Genomic DNA, 18,319 nt, shown 5'->3' with positions numbered 1-18,319 from the left:
GCGCGCCACGCCGTCGACGCCTGCGCCACGCCGTCGGCGCCTGCGCCACCTCACGCCACGCCACGACGTGAGCGTCGGCACGGTGACTGCTCCCAGGTTCGGGAGGGATGATGGGGACCGCCCCCCGTCCGACCGGAAGGAGCCCCGCCAGTGGACTTCGCCATCGGTGTGCTCATCCTCGCCGTCGGCCTCATCCTGTCCATCGCGCTGCACGAGCTGGGACACCTGGTGCCGGCGAAGAAGTTCGGCGTCAAGGTGCCGCAGTACATGGTCGGCTTCGGCAGGACGCTGTGGTCGAAGACGGTGCGCGGCACCGAGTACGGCTTCAAGGCGCTGCCGCTGGGTGGGTACGTGCGGCTGGTGGGGATGTACCCGCCGGCCCGGCGCGCCGCCGCCGTCCGCCGCAACGGTCGGCCCTCCATGGTCGAGGAGGCGCGGCAGGCCGCGCTCGAGGAGCTCGGGCCGGGGGAGGAGCACCGGGCGTTCTACCACCTCACCGTGCCGCGCAAGCTCGTGGTCATGCTCGGCGGGCCGGTGATGAACCTGCTCATCGCGGCCGTCCTCCTGGCCGTCACGGCGGTGGGGCTCGGCGTCGCGCAGTACACCACCACGTTGGGCAGCGTGCAGGCGTGCGTCCCGGCGGCCCAGGCCCACGAGTGCGGCCCCGCCGACCCCGCCTCGCCCGGCGCCGCCGCCGGCCTGCAGGCCGGCGACCGGATCGTCCGCTGGGGCGGCACCGAGGCTCGGGACTGGACCGACGTCGCCACCGCCATCGCCGCCGGCGGCACCACGCCCACCCCGGTCGTCGTCGACCGCGCCGGCCAGCAGGTGACCGTCGAGGTCACCCCGCGCGTGGCCGAGCGGCCGGTGGTGAACGCCTCGGGCGCGCCGGTGGTCGACGACGCGGGCAAGCCGGTCACCCAGCCCAAGCCCTTCGTCGGCATCGGCCCGACCTTCGAGCTCGTGCGCCAGCCGCTGGGCGAGGTGCCCGGGATGGTCTGGCAGACCTTCACGGGCACGGTGCACATCGTCCTGACGCTGCCCCAGCGCCTCGTCGAGGTCGGCCACGCCGCGTTCGGCGGCGGGCAGCGCGACCCCGGCGTCATGGGGCTGGTGGGGGTGGGCCGCGTCGCCGGCGAGATCGCCTCCGTCGACGGCCAGGGCTACGGCCTCACCGAGCGCAGCGCCGACATGCTCTCCCTGCTCGTCTCGCTCAACATGGCGCTGTTCGTCTTCAACCTCATCCCGCTGCTGCCGCTCGACGGCGGGCACATCGCCGGCGCGTTGTGGGAGGGCGCGCGGCGGCGCGTCGCCCTGCTGGCCCGCCGGCCCGACCCCGGGCCGGTGGACACCGCGCGGCTGCTGCCGCTGACCTACGTCGTCGTCGCCGCCATGGTGGGCATGAGCGTGCTGCTGGCCTACGCGGACATCGTCAACCCCATCACCCTCACCGGCTGACGACGACGGCGGGCCCACCCGCCGCCGGCGAGGGGGTCCGCGCCGGCGGAGGACCGCGGACGGGGGACCACCGCGATGGACCCGGTCACACGTGCCGCCCAGGGCTGGGTACGGACGAGGGCGGGTGCGATACTGGGCCCGTGAGTGTACCGATCTCCCTGGGAATGCCGACCGTCAAGGAAGCTCCGCCCGTGCTCGCGCCGCGCCGGAAGACGCGGAAGATCCGGGTGGGCTCGGTGGAGGTCGGCGGGGACGCCCCGGTCTCCGTCCAGTCGATGACGACGACGAAGACCCACGACATCAACGCCACGCTCCAGCAGATCGCCGAGCTGACGGCCGCCGGGTGCGACATCGTCCGCGTCGCCTGCCCGACGGACAAGGACGCCGAGGCGCTGCCGATCATCGCCAAGAAGTCGAAGATCCCCGTCATCGCCGACATCCACTTCCAGCCGAAGTACGTCTTCCAGGCGATCGAGGCCGGCTGCGGCGCCGTGCGCGTCAACCCCGGCAACATCCGCAAGTTCGACGACCAGGTCAAGGAGATCGCCCAGGCGGCGAAGGACGCCGGGGTCTCCCTGCGCATCGGCGTCAACGCCGGCTCGCTCGACAAGCGCCTGCTCGCCAAGTACGGCAAGGCCACCCCCGAGGCGCTCGTGGAGTCCGCGGTGTGGGAGGCCTCGCTGTTCGAGGAGCACGACTTCCACGACTTCAAGATCTCCGTCAAGCACAACGACCCGGTGGTCATGGTCCGCGCCTACGAGCTGCTGGCCGAGCGCGGCGACTGGCCCCTGCACCTCGGCGTGACCGAGGCCGGCCCGGCGTTCCAGGGCACGATCAAGTCCGCCACCGCCTTCGGGGCGCTGCTCAGCAAGGGCATCGGGGACACGATCCGGGTCTCCCTCTCCGCCCCGCCGGTGGAGGAGGTCAAGGTCGGCAGCCAGATCCTCGAGTCCCTCAACCTGCGCCCGCGCAAGCTCGAGATCGTGTCCTGCCCGTCCTGCGGCCGGGCCCAGGTGGACGTCTACGAGCTCGCCGACTCCGTCACCGCCGGCCTGGCCGAGCTCACCGTGCCGCTGCGCGTGGCCGTCATGGGCTGCGTCGTCAACGGCCCCGGCGAGGCGCGCGAGGCGGACCTGGGCGTCGCCTCCGGCAACGGCAAGGGGCAGATCTTCGTCAAGGGCGAGGTCATCAAGACCGTGCCGGAGGACCAGATCGTCGAGACCCTCATCGCCGAGGCCCAGCGCATCGCCGGCGAGATGGGGGTGAGCGCCGACGGCGCGACCCCGGCCGGCTCGCCCGTGGTCACCGTCAGCTGAGCGCGCCCGCCGTGCCGCTGTGGCGCCGGGGCTCCCCGGCGGTCCGGCCGCTGACCGCGGAGGACCGCGAGGCCGCCCTCGCGGTGTGCCGGCGCGACCCCGTGGGCTCGGTCCTCGCCGCCGTGCAGGTCGAGCGCCTGGGCGGCGTCGGGCTGCCCGGCACCGAACTGCTGGGAGTCTTCGCCGACGACGGAGGGCACGACGCCGGCCCGGCGGCCCTGTGCTGGGCGGGCGCCAACCTGGTGCCGGTCCAGGTCTTCGGCGCGGCCCTCGACGAGCTCGTCGAGTACGTGCGGCGGCGCGGCCGGCGCTGCTCCTCCATCGTGGGTCCGGCCGACCAGGTGCTGCCGCTGTGGGACCGCCTCGCGCCGATGTGGTCACGCCCGCGGGAGATCCGCCCCGACCAGCCCTCCATGGTCATCGACCACGCTCCTGCCGTGGTGCCCGACCCGGGCGTCCGGCTCGCCCGCCCCGACGAGGTGGGCCTCGTGCTGCCCGCCTCGGTGGCGATGTTCACCGAGGAGGTCGGCTACGACCCCACCGTCGTCGGCGCGTCCTACGCCGCCCGGGTGGCCGAGCTCATCGCCACCCAGAAGACCTACGTGCGCATCGACGACGGCGACGGCGGCCCGCGCGTGGTGTTCAAGGCCGACGTCGGCGCGCTCGCCGTCGGCGTCGCCCAGATCCAGGGCGTGTGGGTGCACCCCGCCCTGCGCGGGCGCGGCCTGGCGTCGGCGGGCATGGCCGCCGTGGTGGAGGCCGTGCGCGCCCGCCTGGCGCCGACGGTCTCGCTGTACGTCAACTCGTTCAACGCTCCGGCCCTGGCCACCTACCGCCGGGTGGGCTTCCGCGAGATCGGCATGTACGCCACCGTGCTTTTCTGAGGCGGCGCTGCCGGTGTGGGTGCCGCGTGGCAGGGTGGAGCCATGACGATCGAGGTGCGCCCCGCGACGGCGTTCGCCGACGTGGCGACGATGGTCGGGCCCAAGCGCCCCGACGCGACCGTGTGCTGGTGCCTGAGCTACCGGCTGGGTTCGACGGAGAGCCGCGCCCTGCGCGGTCCCGAGCGCGGCGAACGCGTGCGGCAGCTCGTCCGGCAGGACCCGCCGCCGGGGGTCCTCGCCTACGACGGCGACGAGGTGGTCGGCTGGGCCGCCGTCCACCCCCGCGCCGACACGAGCTTCGCCACGAACCGAAAGATCCCGCACCTCGGCGATGGCGTCGACCCGTGGTCGGTGTGGTGCCTGCGGGTGCGGCCCGGACACCGCGGCAGGGGTATCTCCCACCACCTGCTCGCCGGCGCGGTGCAGTTCGCCCGCGGCCACGGCGCCCTCGCCATCGAGGGCTACCCGGTCGACAACCACGGCCAGAAGGTCGACCCGACCATGGCGTACGTGGGGACCCGGGGGCTCTTCGAGCGGGCGGGCTTCACGAAGGCGGCGGACACCCAGTCGGTGCTCAACGGCTTCCCGCGGGTGCTCATGCGACTCGACCTGCGCTGAGGCGCGAGACGTGCATCCACCGGCCTCGGGGCCCCGGGCTACTGTGCCGGCATGACGCGAAGGACGCTGGCGCTGGTGGTGCTCGGGCTCGTGCTCCTCGTCGGCGGCGTCATGGTCGCCCGGCAGCCCCGTGCGTTCGGCTGGGTCGCGTACACCCCGCTGTCGCGGGAGGTCCTGTCCCCCGGAGCCATCGTGCTGGACCGCGTCGGCATCGCCGCGCTGGGGATCGCCGGCCTGGGCGTCGCCGTCGTCGCCGGCGTGGTGGGCTACGCGCTGGGCCGCAGGCAGGACTCGGGACCACCCAGTGGGGCTGCGGACGGCGACGAATGAGGGGCCGGCCACGCCGCTCGATAATCCCTGGCCGCGCATCGGACGCGTCCCTAGGCTCCGCCGCATGACCGTGCAGACCGTCAACGAGACCGTCGTTCTCCACCTGCCCGCGGACGGGGCACCGATCGGCAGCGGCCAGGACGCGCTCGACCTGGTGGGCGAGGCGTGGGCGAGCGGCGCCGAGCTGGTCGCGGTGCCCGCCAGCCGCCTGACCCCGGCGTTCTTCGACCTGCGGTCGGGCCACGCCGGCGAGTTCGTCCAGAAGCTCGTCAACTACCGCATGCGCCTGGCGGTCCTCGGCGACATCTCCGCGTACGTCGCCGCCAGCGAGGCGCTGGGCGCCTTCGTGGCCGAATCCAATCGAGGGGCGCACGTCTGGTTCCTCGACGGTCCCGAGGACCTGGCGGGGCGGCTGGCGATGGTCGTCTAGGACCGAGCCGCTACCGGTGCACCTGCGAGCGTGTGCGACCTGCCGGCCGTCTTGGGCTCTCGTCGGCACGCTGGCCAAGGTGCCGGGGGCAGGGAGGCGGACCTACCCGTTGATGACGTCGGCGTCGGACTGGAGGGAGTCGCCCGGCTCGACGCGCCACGCCTCGAGCGCGGGCGCGGCAAGCACCGCCGCGATCGCCTCGGGCGTGCCCCCGACGAGGGTGGAGTCGAAGTCGATCTCCGTCGCCACGCACCAGGCCCGGTCCGCGGGCCAGAACAGGTTCGGGGACTGGGTCCAACACATCTCGGGCCCGTCGTACTGCGCGAGGTCGGCCATCGCCGAGAGTGGACCGCGGAGGAGGTAGTAGTCCCGGCCAGGCAGGTGCAGCCGGGGAGCCGCCTTCTCCCGGGGGGTCAGGAGCGGCGGCGGCTCGACGCCGCGGCTGCCGTCCGAGGTGAGCCGGAGCCACGCACGGCCGCCGGAGAGCTGTCCCCACCCCTCCCAGAGCGCGAAGTAGCAGTCCTCGGGCGTCGTGGTGCGCGCGGCGAGCACGTCGCAGAGCGCCAGGAGCGGTGGCAGCGCCAGGTTGCCCTGCTGGGGATCGCCGTCCGGCCAGTCGTCGGTCTCGCGGGTCCACGGGTCGGTGGTGCCGATCAGCGAGTGCCACTGCACCGTCGGGTGCGGCCGGCGGCCAGTGACCTCGGCCACCCGCGCCCACGTCTGGGGTGGCCTACCGTCGCGGGAATCGACGGGGTGCAGGATGCGCGCGTACGCCGGGTACGCGTCAGGCACCGTGCCCACCACGGTGCCCACCCGCCCGGTCAGCCGGCCCGCGAGCCAGTCAGACGGCGCGACGTCCTCGGCGACGCGCACCCGCTCGGTCCACATGCGTCCATCCTGGCAGGCCGGCGCGCCAGGCACGCCGCCTCGTGCAGGGTCGGGCCGGCGAGCGCAGTGAGGTCTGCGCTATCTCCAGACGGCGCCTTCGTGGCTCCCGCTGTCTGCCTGTGCCGCGGCGGCGCACCAGCCGAGGCCGGCGGCGAAGAGGAGAGCCGTCACGAGGGTGTACATGGGCACGGCGAACCACGCGAGCTCCGGTACCGCGCCGGTGACGGCCCGGGCGCCGGGGAAGCCGAGGAGCGCCAACACCAGCGGCGCGAGCAGGATGGCGGACCACCCGAAGCACCGGCTGGCTGAACGCAGCCGTGAGCGTTGGACGGCCTGGCTCGTGCGGCGCCGGAGCACGAGGGTCGCGACCAACGCCACGGCCGCGGCCGACTCGGCGCCGGACACCACGACCGGGTACAGGTCATCGAGGGGGTACACGGAGCACAGTGTGCCGTCCCGGCAACTCGAGCGCCGGCGGGTTCACCGCCGCCTACCGGCCGCCGCTCGCGGTGGCAGAGGCGGGGTTCGCGCGCGATTGGTCGTCGAACGTGGCACATGGTCGGCCAATCCGTCAGGTCACACCGACCCGCCCCGCCCCCGCCCCGCGGCCCTCTATCGCAGCAGCTTCGACATCCGCCGGTCGGCGAGGATCTTCCCGCCCGTCTGACAGGTAGGGCAGTACTGCAGCGAGGAGTCCGCGAAGGAGACCTCGCGCACGGTGTCCCCGCACACCGGGCACGGCAGCCCGGCACGGCCGTGCACCCGCATGCTGCGGCGTTTGGCGTCCTTGAGCTCGGCCGCCGGCCGGCCGGACGCCTCGGCCACGGCCGCGGCGAGCACCTCGCCGATGGCGGCGTGCAGCCGGACGACGTCGTCGTCGTCGAAGGACCGGGTCAGCGCGAAGGGGCTGATCCGGGCGGCGTGGAGGATCTCGTCGGAGTAGGCGTTGCCGATGCCGGCGATGACGCCCTGGTCCCGGAGCAGGCCCTTGACCTGCTGGTTGCGCGCGGCGAGCAGCTCGCGCAGCCGTTCGACGGTGAGGTCGGCCGGCTCCACGCCGAGCGTCGCGACCTGCGGGACGTCCGCGGGCCGGGCCACCACGTGCACCGCCAGCCGCTTGCGGGTGCCGGCCTCGGTGAGGTCGAAGCCCGCGCCGTCGTCCAGGCGCAGCCGCAGGGCGATGGGGGAGCGGCCCGGGCGCACGGCGGTGCGCGGGACCTCGTCGTACCAGCGCAGCCATCCGGCCTTGGCCAGGTGGAACACAAGGTGCAGCTCGCCGGCGCCCGGTGCGCCGCCGCCCTCCGTCCGGTCGCCTGCCGCGCCGTCGCCCGCCGGCACCGTGACCAGGTCGAGCCACTTGCCGTGCCGTGCGACGTCGCTCACCTTTCGCCCCACCAGCGCCGCCGGCGCGGGGGCGAACGTCTTCAGCGCGCTGATGGCGCCGACCTCCACGGCGCTGATCGCGCGCCCGACCGCGTGCTCGCGCAGGAACTGGGCGAGTCCCTCGACCTCGGGCATCTCCGGCACGGGACCATCCTGGCGCAGGGGCCGGCCCCGCGCGCCCATTAGGCTTGCCGGCGTGCTGATGAAGATGTCGTCCCTTTTCGTGCGGACCCTGCGAGAGGACCCGGCCGACGCCGAGGTCGCAAGCCACAAGCTGCTGGTGCGCGCCGGCTACATCCGCCGCGCGGCGCCCGGCATCTACACCTGGCTGCCGCTGGGGCTGAAGGTCCTGGCCAAGGTCGAGCAGATCGTGCGCGAGGAGATGGACGCCATCGGCGCCCAGGAGGTCCACTTCCCGGCGCTGCTGCCCAAGGAGCCCTACGAGGCGACCGGCCGCTGGGTCGAGTACGGCCCGAACATCTTCCGGCTGCAGGACCGCAAGGGCGCCGACTACCTCCTCGCCCCCACCCACGAGGAGCTGTTCACCCTCCTGGTGAAGGACCTGTACTCCTCCTACAAGGACCTCCCGCTCGCGCTGTACCAGATCCAGACCAAGTACCGCGACGAGGCCCGCCCCCGCGCCGGGCTCATCCGCGGGCGCGAGTTCATCATGAAGGACGCCTACTCCTTCGACGTCGACGACGAGGGGCTCGAGCGCTCCTACGAGCTCCAGCGCCAGGCCTACCAGCGCATCTTCGACCGCCTCGGGCTCGAGTACGTCATCGTCAAGGCGATGAGCGGGGCGATGGGTGGCTCGCGCAGCGAGGAGTTCCTCCACCCGACGCCGATCGGGGAGGACACCTTCGTCCGTTCGCCCGGCGGGTACGCCGCCAACGTCGAGGCGGTCACCACCCCCACCCCCGAGCCGCTCGCCGTCGACGGGCTGCCCCCGGCCGAGGTCCTCGACACCCCGGACTCGCCCACGATCGACACCCTGGTCGACGCCGCGAACCGGCTCCACCCGCGCCCGGGCCGGCCCTGGACCGCCGCGGACACCCTGAAGAACGTGGTGCTGGCGCTGACCCACCCCGACGGGCGCCGCGAGGTCGTCGCCGTCGGCCTGCCCGGCGACCGCGAGGTCGACCTCAAGCGGCTGCAGGCCGCCCTCGAGCCGGCCGAGGTCGAGCCGGCCACGGACGACGACCTCAAGGGCCGGCCCGAGCTCGTCAAGGGCTACATCGGCCCCGGCGTGCTCGGCCCCAACGGCGCCCCCCGCGGCGACGACGGCGACAGCCCGGACGGCGCCATGCGGTACCTGCTCGACCCGCGCGTCTCGCCCGGCACGGCCTGGATCACCGGCGCCGACCTCGACGGCAAGCACGTCTTCGGGCTCGTGGCCGGCCGCGACTTCACCGCCGATGGCACCATCGAGGCCGCCGAGGTCCGCGAGGGCGACCCCGCGCCGGACGGCTCCGGGCCGCTCGAGCTGGCGCGCGGCATCGAGATCGGCCACATCTTCGCGCTGGGCCGCAAGTACGCCGCCGCCCTGGACCTTAAGGTCCTCGACGCCAACGGCAAGGCGGTCACCGTCACCATGGGCTCCTACGGCATCGGCATCACCCGCGCGCTGGCCGCGCTGGCCGAGGCCAACGCCGACGACAAGGGCCTGGTGTGGCCCATGCGGGTCGCCCCCGCCCACGTGCACGTCCTCGCGACCGGCAAGGACCAGGCGGTCTTCGACACCGCCGCGCGCCTGGCCGGCGAGCTCGAGGCCGCCGGGCTGGAGGTCCTGTACGACGACCGCCCGAAGGTCTCCGCCGGCGTGAAGTTCGCCGACGCCGAGCTGCTCGGGGTCCCGCTGAGCGTGGTCGTCGGCCGCGGCCTGGCCGACGGCGTCGTCGAGGTCCGCCGCCGCGCCAGCGGGGAGCGCGAGGAGATCGCCCCGGACGCCGTCGTGGCGCGCGTGCGCGACCTGGTCGACCAGGCGCTGGCGGGCTGAGGCGTCGCCCCGCGCCCCCAGGAGGGCGTCGGGGCGGGCGCGGGACGTGGCCCTGCCCCTCGAGGGGCGGGGCGCCGCGCCCAGGAGAACACTGGCGGCCATGGAGCACCAGCCCTCCGTGGCCGTCCGGTGGGGCCGGCGGGCCTGGGCCACGCTCGGCGTCGCCGGCGTGGTCGTCGGCATCGTCTTCCTCGCCAGCCAGGTGAGCCTGATCCTCACCCCCGTGGTCCTGGCGCTGTTCCCGGCCGCGCTGGCCAACCCGCTGGCGGCGCGGCTGCGCCGCTCGCGTCTGCCCAACGCCCTCGGGGCGCTGCTCCTGCTCCTGCTCCTGGTGCTCGTCTTCGTCATCCCGGTCTACTTCATCGTCCCGGCGCTCGCCGCGCAGGCGCCGCAGCTGGCCTCCTCGGTCGTCGACGGCCTGGCCCAGCTGGACCGGGCGGTGGACTGGTCGCGCCTGCCCGGCAACATCAAGGGCGCCAGCGACCTCGCCCGGCAGGCCATCGGCGCCCTGGGCGGGGGCGGCGGAGGCGGCGCGCTGACCGGCGGGCTGGGTCTGGTCCGACGCGTCGGCGACGTCGGCACCGGCGCGGTCCTGCTGCTCGTCATCCTGTTCTTCTACTTCAAGGACGGACGGCGCATGTGGGCGGGCGTGCTCGGCCTCCTGCCCGCGCGGTTGCAGCCCGAGACGGACCTGCTGGCCCAGGAGTCGTTCTGGACCATCGGGGCGTTCCTGCGCGGCCAGCTCCTCGTCGCCCTCGTCGACGCCGTCTTCATCGGGCTGGGCCTGTGGATCCTCGGCGTCCCGCTGGTCCTCCCGCTGGCCGTGCTCGTCTTCTTCGGCGGGCTGTTCCCCATCGTCGGCGCGTTCCTCTCGGGCACCGTCGCCGTGGTGGTGGCGCTGGCGAGCAGGGGCCTGGGCACGGCGCTGCTCACGCTGGGCGTGGTGCTGCTCGTCCAGCAGCTCGAGGGTCACGTGCTCTCGCCCATCATCCAGGCGCGCAACATCGCGCTGCACCCGCTGGTCATCATCCTCGCGGTGACCACCGGCGGCGCGATCATGGGCATCCTGGGCGCCTTCCTCGGCGTGCCCGTGGCCGCCGTCATCGCCCGGATCGTGGATCACCTCCAGGGCCGGGAACCGGCGGCCGGCCCGGCGGGGCTGCGGCGCCGAGCGGGACCGGCGCCCCCGCTCGACCCCGGACCGGCCGCCGACCCCGACACCGAGGCCACCGTGCCGGGCGACGGGCGCAACCAGGGCTGAGGGCGACCGGAGCCGGGTGGTCCGCCGGACGCGCGGGAGGCTCAGCCCAGCCCGGGCAGGGCGGGCAGCTGCCCGCCCCAGGCGCGCAGCTGCGCGGCCGCGTCCTCGGCGGCGGCGACCGGCGCCTCGCGCTGCCCCGGCGGGGCGGCCGCGGCGACGCTCGTCCAGTGCGCCAGGAGGCGCTGCTCGGCGGCGACGGCGACGGCCTGCTCGGGACCCAGCGTGTCGGACGCGGCCGAGCCGCCCGCAGCGGGCTCACCCATCCCCAGGTCGTAGGCGCCGCGCCGCTCGTCGGGCGCGCCGGCGGCCAGCGCGGCGTCGACGAGCCCCTGCAGCTCGCCCACCTGCCTGACCGCGCGGGCGCGCGTCTCGCCGGAGGTGCGGGCGGCGACGGTCTCGAGCGCGAACCGGGCGGCGTCGAGGACCTGCACGTCCGCGCCGTCGACCTTCAGCGTGCCCAGCGCCTCCGGCGTCATGGGGGCCGCCGTGCTCGCCGGGGCCTGCGTGCCCAGCGCCGCGGCGAGGTCGGCGGCGTCCGCGGCGCGGGAGACGGCGACGGCGAGCAGCGCCGCGGCCAGGTGGCCGTCCGACGTGGACAGCGCGCCGGCGCGGGCGCCGGCGGCCCCCGCGGTCAGCTCGGAGAGCACGTCGCGCCCGGTCGCGCCGGTCGGGGGAGCGGTGGGGGGCGCCTGCGTCGCCACCCCCTCCGGGGCGCCCTCGGGCCAGGCCACCCACACCCCGCCCAGGGCGTCGACGTGCGCGCGGGCGTGCGCCCCCACCCGCTCCAGCACCGGCGCCACGCCCGGGGCCGCGGTGATCTCCGCCACGGTGGCGGCCAGCCGGTCGGCCCGCACCGCCTCGTCCTGCCGCAGCACCTCGGCGGCGGAGGGGCTGGCCGGCTCGGCCGGCGGGGTGTCGAACCGCACCAGGCCGCAGCCCGCCAGCGCCGCCGCGGCAGCCAGCGCGACGGCGGCGGCGCGGACGGAGCGGCCGCGCCGGGCACGGCGCGCGGTCCCGCGGCGGGGGGCGGAGGGGGTGGTCGCCGGGGCGGCGGGGAAGGCGTGCATCGCCCTCGATCCTCCCACGCCGGGCGCGACCCCCAGGCGCGGGTGGGTAGTGTGTGGGGTTGACCATCCCCACCCCACAGCTGGAGAGAGACCCGATGAGCCCCGCTCGTGCCACCGACCTCCTCGACCGCCTCCGGGCCGCGCTCGAGCCGGTCGTGGCGGCCGCCGGGCTCTTCCTCGAGGACGCCGTGGTCGCCGCGGCCGGACGGCGCAAGGTGGTGCGCGTCGTCGTCGACCTGCCCGACGGGCCCGGCGGCGTCGACTCCGACCGACTCTCGGACGTCTCCCGGGAGATCTCCCGCGTCCTCGACGACGTCGATCTCCTGGAGGGGGCGTACACGCTCGAGGTCTCCACGCCGGGCACCGACCGGCCGCTGACCCAGCCGCGGCACTTCCGCCGCGCCGTCGGCCGGCTGGTGCGCGTGCGCACCGGCGACGGCCGCGAGATCACCGGCCGGTTGCAGGAGGCGGACGACGCCAGCATCGTCCTCGACCTGGACGGCCGGCGTGAGGGGCTCGGCTACGGCGAGATCGCCCGGGCGACGGTCGAGATCGAGCTCAACCGGCCCGAGACGGCCTGAGGAGGGACGTATGGACATCGACATGACCGCTCTGCGCCTGATCGAGAGCGAGCGCGGGATCAACTTCGACGTGCTCGTCCGCGCGATCGAGGACGCCCTCCTGCTGGCCTACCACCGCACCCCCGGGGCGATGGACAAGGCGCGCGTGGAGCTGGACCGGCGCACCGGCCGCGTCACCGTGTGGGCCACCGAGCTCGACGAGGACGACAACGAGGCCGGCGAGTTCGACGACACCCCCTCCGGCTTCGGCCGGATCGCGACGGCGACGGCCCGCTCGGTGATCGTCCAGCGGCTGCGCGACGCCGAGGACGAGCAGGTGATGGGGAACCTGCGCGACAAGGCGGGCGAGCTCATCAGCGGCATCGTCCAGCAGGGCCGCGACCCGCGGGTGGTGCTCGTCGACATCGGCGACCTCGAGGCCGTGCTGCCGGCCCACGAGCAGGTGCCCACCGAGCACTACTCCCACGGCGACCGGCTGCGCGCCTACGTCCTCGACGTCACCCGCGGCCCCAAGGGCCCGTCGGTGACCCTCTCGCGCACCCACCCCAACCTCGTGCGCAAGCTGTTCGCGCTGGAGGTGCCTGAGGTGGCCGACGGCAGCGTCGAGATCGTCGCGCTGGCCCGCGAGGCCGGCCACCGCACCAAGATCGCGGTGCGCGCCAACGTGCCCGGACTCAACGCCAAGGGCGCGTGCATCGGTCCCATGGGCCAGCGGGTGCGGGCGGTGATGACCGAGCTGAACGGGGAGAAGATCGACATCGTCGACTACTCCGACGACCCCGCTCGGTTCGTCGCCAGCGCCCTGTCGCCGTCCCGGGTCAGCAGCGTGGAGGTCGTCGACGTGGACGCCAAGGCCGCCCGCGTCGTCGTCCCCGACTACCAGCTCTCCCTCGCCATCGGCAAGGAGGGGCAGAACGCCCGCCTGGCCGCCCGGCTCACCGGGTGGCGGATCGACATCCACCCCGACACCGAGGAGACGGCGCCCGCGGCGCCCGCCGCCGCGGCGCCGCACGAGTCGCGTTCGACACAGGATGAGCAACGGTCGGGCGCGCAGGGGTAGACTGTTCGGTGGGCATGTGCCCGGAATCCATGAACACACGCAGCGAGACACCCACGCCCGCCGGGCCGGTGCGCACCTGCGTGGGATGCCGGGGGCGGGCCCCGAGGTCTGTCCTGGTCCGCCTCGTCCTGGACGCCGCCGCACGCGTGGTGGTCGATCCGGGCCGCAGCGCTCCGGGGCGGGGCGCCTGGCTCCACCCGAGCCGGGAGTGCCTGAACCTCGCCCTCCGGCGCCGGGCGTTCCCCCGGGCCCTGCGCGTAGCGGGGCCGGTGGACACCGACGCGGTGGGGGAGTGGTTCGACCGGAACGCTCCCGCGGCGCCCGATGCGCCCGAGGAGAACGAGTCATCGACGAAGAAAGCGGGTTGGAAGCCGATGGGCACCCGATGAGTACCCAGCGATGAGCTGCCAGCACTAAGAGCGGTCCTCCCTGTCCCGGGATGGGCCGAGACAGGAGAGTTGTGGCAAAGGTCCGCGTCCACGAGCTCGCGAAGGAGCTCGGCGTCGACAGCAAGACGGTGCTCGCGAAGCTGCGCGAGCAAGGGGAGTTCGTGAAGTCGGCGTCGTCGACGATCGAGGCCCCGGTCATCCGTCGGCTGCGCGAGGCATTCCCCGCCCAGCAGGGTGACGGTGCCTCCAAGAGCGGTGCACCCACCGCCAAGCCCGCCGGCAAGGCCGCCCCCACCCCGGGGCCCGCCAAGCCGGAGACCCCCCAGGTCCCCGCCGCGCAGGCCCGGCCCGCCGAGCCGGAGGCTCCCGCCGCCCCGGCGTCGGCTCCGGCTCCGGCCCCCGCGCCTGCCGCCAAGGCGGCCCCGACCCCGGCGGCGAGCGCTCCCGCCGCTCCTGCGCGCGCGGCTCGCCCCGACGCGCCCAAGCCCGGCGGCTCCCGTCCCGAGGCCAAGCCCGCGGCGGAGTCCCACCCGCAGGCACGGCCGGGCGGCGCGCCTCGTCCCGGCGAGCGTGCTCCCCGTCCCGGCGCCCCGCGCCCGGGCAACAACCCGTTCGCGACGTCCCAGGGCATGCCCCGTCCGGGCGGCTCCGGCGGCGGGCGCCCCGGCGGCCCCCGCCCGGGCAACAACCCGTTCGCGACCTCTCAGGGCATGCCCCGTCCGGGCGGCTCCGGCGGTCCGCGTCCCGGCGGCTCCGGCGGTCCGCGTCCCGGCGGCGCCGGCGCGGCCGGCCCGCGTCCCGGGGGCACCGGCGGTCCGCGCCCCGCGGCCCCGCGTCCCGGCGGCGCGCGCCCGAACCCGGGCATGATGCCGAACCACAGCTCCGTGGGCCGTCCCGGCGCCCCGGCCCGCACCGGCGGCCGCGGCCGTCCCGGTGCCGGCGCCGGTACGGGTCGGCCCGGCGCCGGCGGCGGCTTCGCCGGTCGTCCCGGCGGTGGCGGCGGCTTCGGTGGTCGTCCCGGCGGTGGCGGCGGCCGTGGTGGCCGCGGCGGCACGCAGGGCGCCTTCGGGCGCGCCGGTGGCCGTCCCGTCCGCGGGCGGAAGTCGAAGCGGGCGAAGCGCCAGGAGTTCGAGCAGCAGTCCGCGCCCTCGCTCGGCGGTGTGCAGGTCCCGCGCGGTGACGGCACCACGGTCGTGCGCATCCGCGCCGGCGCCTCGCTGGCGGACTTCGCCGACCGCATCGACGCGAACCCCGCGAGCCTGGTGACGGTGCTCTTCCACCTGGGCGAGATGGCCACGGCCACCCAGTCCCTGGACGAGGACACCTTCAAGACCCTGGGCGCCGAGCTCGGCTACGTCGTCGAGGTCGTCTCCCCGGAGGAGGAGGAGCGCGAGCTCCTCGAGAGCTTCGACATCGACCTGCAGGCGGAGGAGGCCGGGGAGACCGACGAGGTCCTTCAGGCGCGTCCGCCGGTGGTCACCGTCATGGGTCACGTCGACCACGGCAAGACCAAGCTCCTCGACGCCATCCGCTCCACGGACGTCGTCGCGGGCGAGGCCGGCGGCATCACCCAGCACATCGGCGCCTACCAGGTCACGACCGAGCACGAGGGTGACGACCGCCCGATCACCTTCATCGACACCCCCGGTCACGAGGCGTTCACCGCCATGCGTGCCCGTGGTGCGCAGGTGACCGACATCGCGATCCTGGTGGTCGCCGCGGACGACGGCGTGATGCCCCAGACCGTGGAGGCGCTCAACCACGCCCAGGCGGCCGGGGTGCCGATCGTCGTGGCCGTGAACAAGGTGGACAAGCCGGAGGCCAACCCGGCGAAGATCCGCCAGCAGCTGACCGAGTACAACCTGGTGGCCGAGGAGTACGGCGGCGACACCATGTTCGTCGACGTCTCCGCCAGGAACCGCACCGGCATCGACGACCTCCTCGAGGCCGTCCTGCTCACCGCGGACGCGGCGCTCGACCTGCGGGCGAACCCCGACAAGGACGCGCGCGGCGTGGCCATCGAGGCCAACCTCGACAAGGGCCGCGGCGCCGTGGCGACCGTCCTGGTCCAGTCCGGCACGCTGCACGTCGGCGACGCGATCGTGGCTGGCACGGCTCACGGGCGCGTGCGCGCCATGTTCGACGACCACGGCGAGAACGTCACCTCCGCGGGACCGTCGTTCCCGGTCCAGGTGCTCGGGCTGCAGTCGGTGCCCCGGGCCGGTGACAACTTCCTCGTCGGCCCCGACGACCGCACCGCCCGGCAGATCGCCGACAAGCGGGCCGCCGCCGAACGCGCCGCGACGCTGGCCAAGCGCCGCAAGCGCGTCAGCCTCGAGGACTTCACCAAGGCGCTCGAGGAGGGCAAGGTCGAGAACCTCAACCTCATCATCAAGGGCGACGTGTCCGGTGCCGTCGAGGCGCTCGAGGACGCCCTGCTCAAGATCGATGTGGGCGACGAGGTCGCGCTGCGGATCATCCACCGCGGGGTGGGTGCCATCACGCAGAACGACGTCAACCTGGCGACGGTCGACAACGCCGTCATCATCGGCTTCAACGTGCGCCCCGCCGAGCGGGTCGCCGAGCTGGCCGACCGCGAGGGCGTCGACCTGAAGTTCTACTCGGTCATCTACGACGCGATCGACGAGGTGGAGAACGCCCTCAAGGGCATGCTCAAGCCGGAGTTCGAGGAGGTCCAGCTGGGCACCGCGGAGATCCGCCAGGTGTTCCGGTCCTCCAAGTTCGGCAACATCGCCGGGTCGATCGTGCGGTCCGGTCTCATGCGCCGCAACGCCAGCGCGCGCCTCACGCGCGACGGCGTCGTGGTGGCCGACAAGCTCACCATCGAGTCCCTGCGCCGGGAGAAGGACGACGTCACCGAGGTCCGCGAGGGCTTCGAGTGCGGTATCGGCCTCGGCTACAAGGACATCAAGGAAGGCGACGTCATCGAGACCTTCGAGATGCGCGAGAAGCCGCGCGCCTGATCGCCCCACCGGCCGAGCCGGGTCCCGTGCCGCCGACGCGGCGCGGGGCCCGGCTCCCGGCCCTGCGCCGCCGTGCGTCCCGCGCCGGCCGGCGCGCCCCGTTCCCGCCCCGGCCCCGCCCGCCGGCGGCCGTCCTCGTCCCAAGGAGACACCCATGGCCGACGCGCCCCGCGCCCGCAAGCTCGCCGAGCGCATCCAGCAGATCGTCGCGCGCATGCTCGACACCCGGATCAAGGACCCGCGCCTGGGCTTCGTCACCGTCACCGACGTACGCGTGACCGGTGACCTGCAGAACGCCACCATCTTCTACACGGTCCTCGGCGACGAGGAGGCCCGGTCCTCCTCCGCCGCCGCGCTCGCCTCCGCCAAGGGGATCATCCGCTCGGAGGTGGGCAAGCAGACCGGCGTGCGGCTGACCCCGACCATCGAGTTCGTGCTCGACGCCGTGCCCGAGACGGCCGCGAACCTCGAGGAGGCGCTGCGCGCCGCCGCCGAGCGGGACGCCGAGGTCGCCCAGCTTGCCGCCCGGGCCACCTACGCCGGGGACGCCGACCCCTACCGCCGCCCGGCGGAGGAGGACGACCAGGACCCCGCCGACGACGACGCCCGCCCGTGACGGCGCCCGGCACCACCGGCCTGGACATCCCGCGGGGGCGGGCGACCGCCCCCGACGGCCTGCTGGTGGTGGACAAGCCGCAGGGCTGGACCAGCCACGACGTCGTCGCGCGCACCCGCCGTCTCGCCGCCACCAAGAAGGTCGGCCACGCCGGCACGCTCGACCCCATGGCCACAGGCGTGCTCGTGCTCGGCGTGGGCCGCGCCACCCGGCTGCTCACCTACCTCGTGGGCGCGGACAAGGAGTACACCGCAACCGTGCGGCTGGGCCAGACCACGCTCACGGACGACGCCGAGGGCGAGGTCACCGCGACCCCCGGCGCGGGTCCGCTGCTGTGGGCGGGCGCCGTGGACTGTGCCGCCCTCGAACGGGCCCTGGCCGCCCTGCGCGGGCCCATCTCCCAGGTGCCCAGCGCCGTCTCGGCCATCAAGGTGGACGGCCGCCGCGCCTACGCGCGCGTGCGGCAGGGCGAGGAGGTGGCTCTCGCGGCGCGGGCGGTGACGATCCACAGCCTCGAGGTAACGGCACCGCCGCGGGCCGTGGAGGTGTCCGGCGCGGTGGTCGTCGACGTCGACGTCGACGTCGTCTGCTCCTCGGGCACGTACGTGCGCGCCCTGGCCCGCGACCTGGGGACGGCCCTGGGCACCGGCGGGCACCTGACCGCGCTGCGCCGCACCCGCGTGGGGCCCTTCACGCTCGCCCAGGCGCGTCCGGTCGCCGACCTGGCCGCCGAGGTCGCTGCCCAGGGCGACGTCGCCGGGCCTGTAGGCCTGCGAACCGTCACGCTGACCGAGGCCGCCACGGCGGCGTTCCCGGTGCGCCGTCTGGACGAGGCCCAGACTCGCGCGGTGCGGGTGGGCAAGTTCCTGCCGGCGACCGGGACGGCGGGCGTGGCGGCGGCCGGCCAGGCGCCGGACCCGGAGGGACCCACGTCCAACCGTGCGGGGCACCCCCCGGTCACGGCCGCGCTGGCCCCCGACGGGCACGTCGTGGCGCTGCTGGCCGACCGGGACGGAGCGGCCCGGCCCGTCCTGGTCCTCGACCCCGCCTAGCGA

At 74.9% G+C, this 18,319-nt stretch carries 18 protein-coding genes; 14 read left to right on the top strand and 4 right to left on the bottom strand.

Annotated features, from left to right (window positions below; all coding sequences use genetic code 11):
* Positions 1 to 150 precede the first annotated feature (150 nt).
* From GD880_RS00430 to GD880_RS00405, 6 genes are all read left to right on the top strand, one after another.
* On the top strand, positions 151 to 1,458 hold the full coding sequence (locus GD880_RS00430) for a M50 family metallopeptidase (protein WP_152229670.1): 1,308 nt from the start codon (positions 151 to 153) through the stop codon (positions 1,456 to 1,458).
* A 164-nt stretch (positions 1,459 to 1,622) separates the two neighbouring features.
* A complete protein-coding gene (gene ispG / locus GD880_RS00425) occupies positions 1,623 to 2,774 on the top strand; it encodes a flavodoxin-dependent (E)-4-hydroxy-3-methylbut-2-enyl-diphosphate synthase (protein ID WP_152230116.1) in 1,152 nt (383 codons plus the stop codon).
* An 11-nt stretch (positions 2,775 to 2,785) separates the two neighbouring features.
* Complete coding sequence (locus GD880_RS00420) at positions 2,786 to 3,658, top strand: GNAT family N-acetyltransferase (protein ID WP_152229669.1); 873 nt, start codon at positions 2,786 to 2,788, stop codon at positions 3,656 to 3,658.
* Positions 3,659 to 3,700: 42 nt separating this feature from the next.
* Positions 3,701 to 4,276 (top strand): GNAT family N-acetyltransferase, encoded by a 576-nt coding sequence (locus GD880_RS00415; RefSeq protein ID WP_152229668.1) that lies wholly within the window; start codon positions 3,701 to 3,703, stop codon positions 4,274 to 4,276.
* Between the two features lie 51 nt (positions 4,277 to 4,327).
* Entirely contained in the window at positions 4,328 to 4,606 is a 279-nt protein-coding gene (locus GD880_RS00410; protein WP_152229667.1) for a hypothetical protein, read from the top strand.
* Positions 4,607 to 4,670: 64 nt separating this feature from the next.
* Positions 4,671 to 5,036, top strand: coding sequence for a DUF4180 domain-containing protein (locus tag GD880_RS00405; RefSeq protein WP_152229666.1), 366 nt, complete (start codon positions 4,671 to 4,673; stop codon positions 5,034 to 5,036).
* A gap of 102 nt (positions 5,037 to 5,138) precedes the next feature.
* Here the strand turns inward: GD880_RS00405 and GD880_RS00400 are convergent, their stop codons facing one another.
* The 3 genes from GD880_RS00400 to GD880_RS00390 form a co-directional block, all read right to left on the bottom strand.
* A complete protein-coding gene (locus GD880_RS00400) occupies positions 5,139 to 5,924 on the bottom strand; it encodes a hypothetical protein (RefSeq protein ID WP_152229665.1) in 786 nt (261 codons plus the stop codon).
* Positions 5,925 to 6,002: 78 nt separating this feature from the next.
* Positions 6,003 to 6,362, bottom strand: a complete 360-nt coding sequence (locus tag GD880_RS00395; protein WP_152229664.1) for a hypothetical protein — start codon at positions 6,360 to 6,362, stop codon at positions 6,003 to 6,005.
* A 174-nt stretch (positions 6,363 to 6,536) separates the two neighbouring features.
* On the bottom strand, positions 6,537 to 7,451 hold the full coding sequence (locus GD880_RS00390; RefSeq protein ID WP_152229663.1) for a DNA-formamidopyrimidine glycosylase family protein: 915 nt from the start codon (positions 7,449 to 7,451) through the stop codon (positions 6,537 to 6,539).
* A 52-nt stretch (positions 7,452 to 7,503) separates the two neighbouring features.
* On the opposite strand from GD880_RS00390, the gene GD880_RS00385 reads away from it, so the two are divergent.
* Complete coding sequence (locus GD880_RS00385; protein WP_152229662.1) at positions 7,504 to 9,306, top strand: proline--tRNA ligase; 1,803 nt, start codon at positions 7,504 to 7,506, stop codon at positions 9,304 to 9,306.
* 100 nt (positions 9,307 to 9,406) lie between these two features.
* Positions 9,407 to 10,567 carry an AI-2E family transporter gene (locus GD880_RS00380; protein ID WP_152229661.1) on the top strand — a complete coding sequence of 387 codons (1,161 nt, stop codon included), beginning with the start codon at positions 9,407 to 9,409 and terminating at the stop codon, positions 10,565 to 10,567.
* A 41-nt stretch (positions 10,568 to 10,608) separates the two neighbouring features.
* On the opposite strand, the gene GD880_RS00375 is transcribed toward GD880_RS00380, so the two are convergent.
* The gene (locus GD880_RS00375; RefSeq protein ID WP_152229660.1) at positions 10,609 to 11,634 is read right to left on the bottom strand and encodes a DUF4439 domain-containing protein; all 1,026 of its coding nucleotides are present in this window, start codon (positions 11,632 to 11,634) and stop codon (positions 10,609 to 10,611) included.
* A gap of 95 nt (positions 11,635 to 11,729) precedes the next feature.
* On the opposite strand from GD880_RS00375, the gene rimP reads away from it, so the two are divergent.
* From rimP to truB, 6 genes are all read left to right on the top strand, one after another.
* On the top strand, positions 11,730 to 12,215 hold the full coding sequence (rimP, locus tag GD880_RS00370; protein WP_152229659.1) for a ribosome maturation factor RimP: 486 nt from the start codon (positions 11,730 to 11,732) through the stop codon (positions 12,213 to 12,215).
* A 10-nt stretch (positions 12,216 to 12,225) separates the two neighbouring features.
* A complete protein-coding gene (gene nusA, locus GD880_RS00365; RefSeq protein ID WP_152229658.1) occupies positions 12,226 to 13,275 on the top strand; it encodes a transcription termination factor NusA in 1,050 nt (349 codons plus the stop codon).
* Between the two features lie 14 nt (positions 13,276 to 13,289).
* On the top strand, positions 13,290 to 13,664 hold the full coding sequence (locus tag GD880_RS00360) for a YlxR family protein (RefSeq protein WP_152229657.1): 375 nt from the start codon (positions 13,290 to 13,292) through the stop codon (positions 13,662 to 13,664).
* Positions 13,665 to 13,735: 71 nt separating this feature from the next.
* Positions 13,736 to 16,648 (top strand): translation initiation factor IF-2, encoded by a 2,913-nt coding sequence (gene infB, locus GD880_RS00355; RefSeq protein ID WP_152229656.1) that lies wholly within the window; start codon positions 13,736 to 13,738, stop codon positions 16,646 to 16,648.
* Positions 16,649 to 16,802: 154 nt separating this feature from the next.
* Positions 16,803 to 17,264, top strand: a complete 462-nt coding sequence (rbfA, locus tag GD880_RS00350) for a 30S ribosome-binding factor RbfA (RefSeq protein ID WP_152229655.1) — start codon at positions 16,803 to 16,805, stop codon at positions 17,262 to 17,264.
* On the top strand, positions 17,261 to 18,316 hold the full coding sequence (gene truB, locus GD880_RS00345) for a tRNA pseudouridine(55) synthase TruB (protein WP_152229654.1): 1,056 nt from the start codon (positions 17,261 to 17,263) through the stop codon (positions 18,314 to 18,316). The genes rbfA and truB overlap by 4 nt, the downstream gene beginning before the upstream one ends.
* The last annotated feature ends 3 nt before the right edge of the window (positions 18,317 to 18,319 follow it).

The organism is Georgenia ruanii, assembly GCF_009193175.1.
Classification (GTDB): Bacteria; Actinomycetota; Actinomycetes; order Actinomycetales; family Actinomycetaceae; genus Georgenia; species Georgenia ruanii.
Note: the sequence above shows the minus strand (reverse complement) of the source record. Positions and strands in the feature narration are given on the sequence as shown.

Excerpts from the sequence above, each read along its gene's own strand:
- GD880_RS00410 (WP_152229667.1), top strand. The coding sequence starts at position 4,328 with ATGACGCGAAGGACGCTGGCGCTGGTGGTGCTCGGGCTCGTGCTCCTC.
- GD880_RS00405 (WP_152229666.1), top strand. The coding sequence starts at position 4,671 with ATGACCGTGCAGACCGTCAACGAGACCGTCGTTCTCCACCTGCCCGCG.
- rbfA (WP_152229655.1), top strand. The coding sequence starts at position 16,803 with ATGGCCGACGCGCCCCGCGCCCGCAAGCTCGCCGAGCGCATCCAGCAG.
- GD880_RS00360 (WP_152229657.1), top strand. The coding sequence starts at position 13,290 with ATGTGCCCGGAATCCATGAACACACGCAGCGAGACACCCACGCCCGCC.
- ispG (WP_152230116.1), top strand. The coding sequence starts at position 1,623 with ATGCCGACCGTCAAGGAAGCTCCGCCCGTGCTCGCGCCGCGCCGGAAG.
- GD880_RS00380 (WP_152229661.1), top strand. The coding sequence starts at position 9,407 with ATGGAGCACCAGCCCTCCGTGGCCGTCCGGTGGGGCCGGCGGGCCTGG.
- nusA (WP_152229658.1), top strand. The coding sequence starts at position 12,226 with ATGGACATCGACATGACCGCTCTGCGCCTGATCGAGAGCGAGCGCGGG.
- GD880_RS00375 (WP_152229660.1), bottom strand. The coding sequence starts at position 11,634 with ATGCACGCCTTCCCCGCCGCCCCGGCGACCACCCCCTCCGCCCCCCGC.
- rimP (WP_152229659.1), top strand. The coding sequence starts at position 11,730 with ATGAGCCCCGCTCGTGCCACCGACCTCCTCGACCGCCTCCGGGCCGCG.
- GD880_RS00415 (WP_152229668.1), top strand. The coding sequence starts at position 3,701 with ATGACGATCGAGGTGCGCCCCGCGACGGCGTTCGCCGACGTGGCGACG.
- GD880_RS00400 (WP_152229665.1), bottom strand. The coding sequence starts at position 5,924 with ATGTGGACCGAGCGGGTGCGCGTCGCCGAGGACGTCGCGCCGTCTGAC.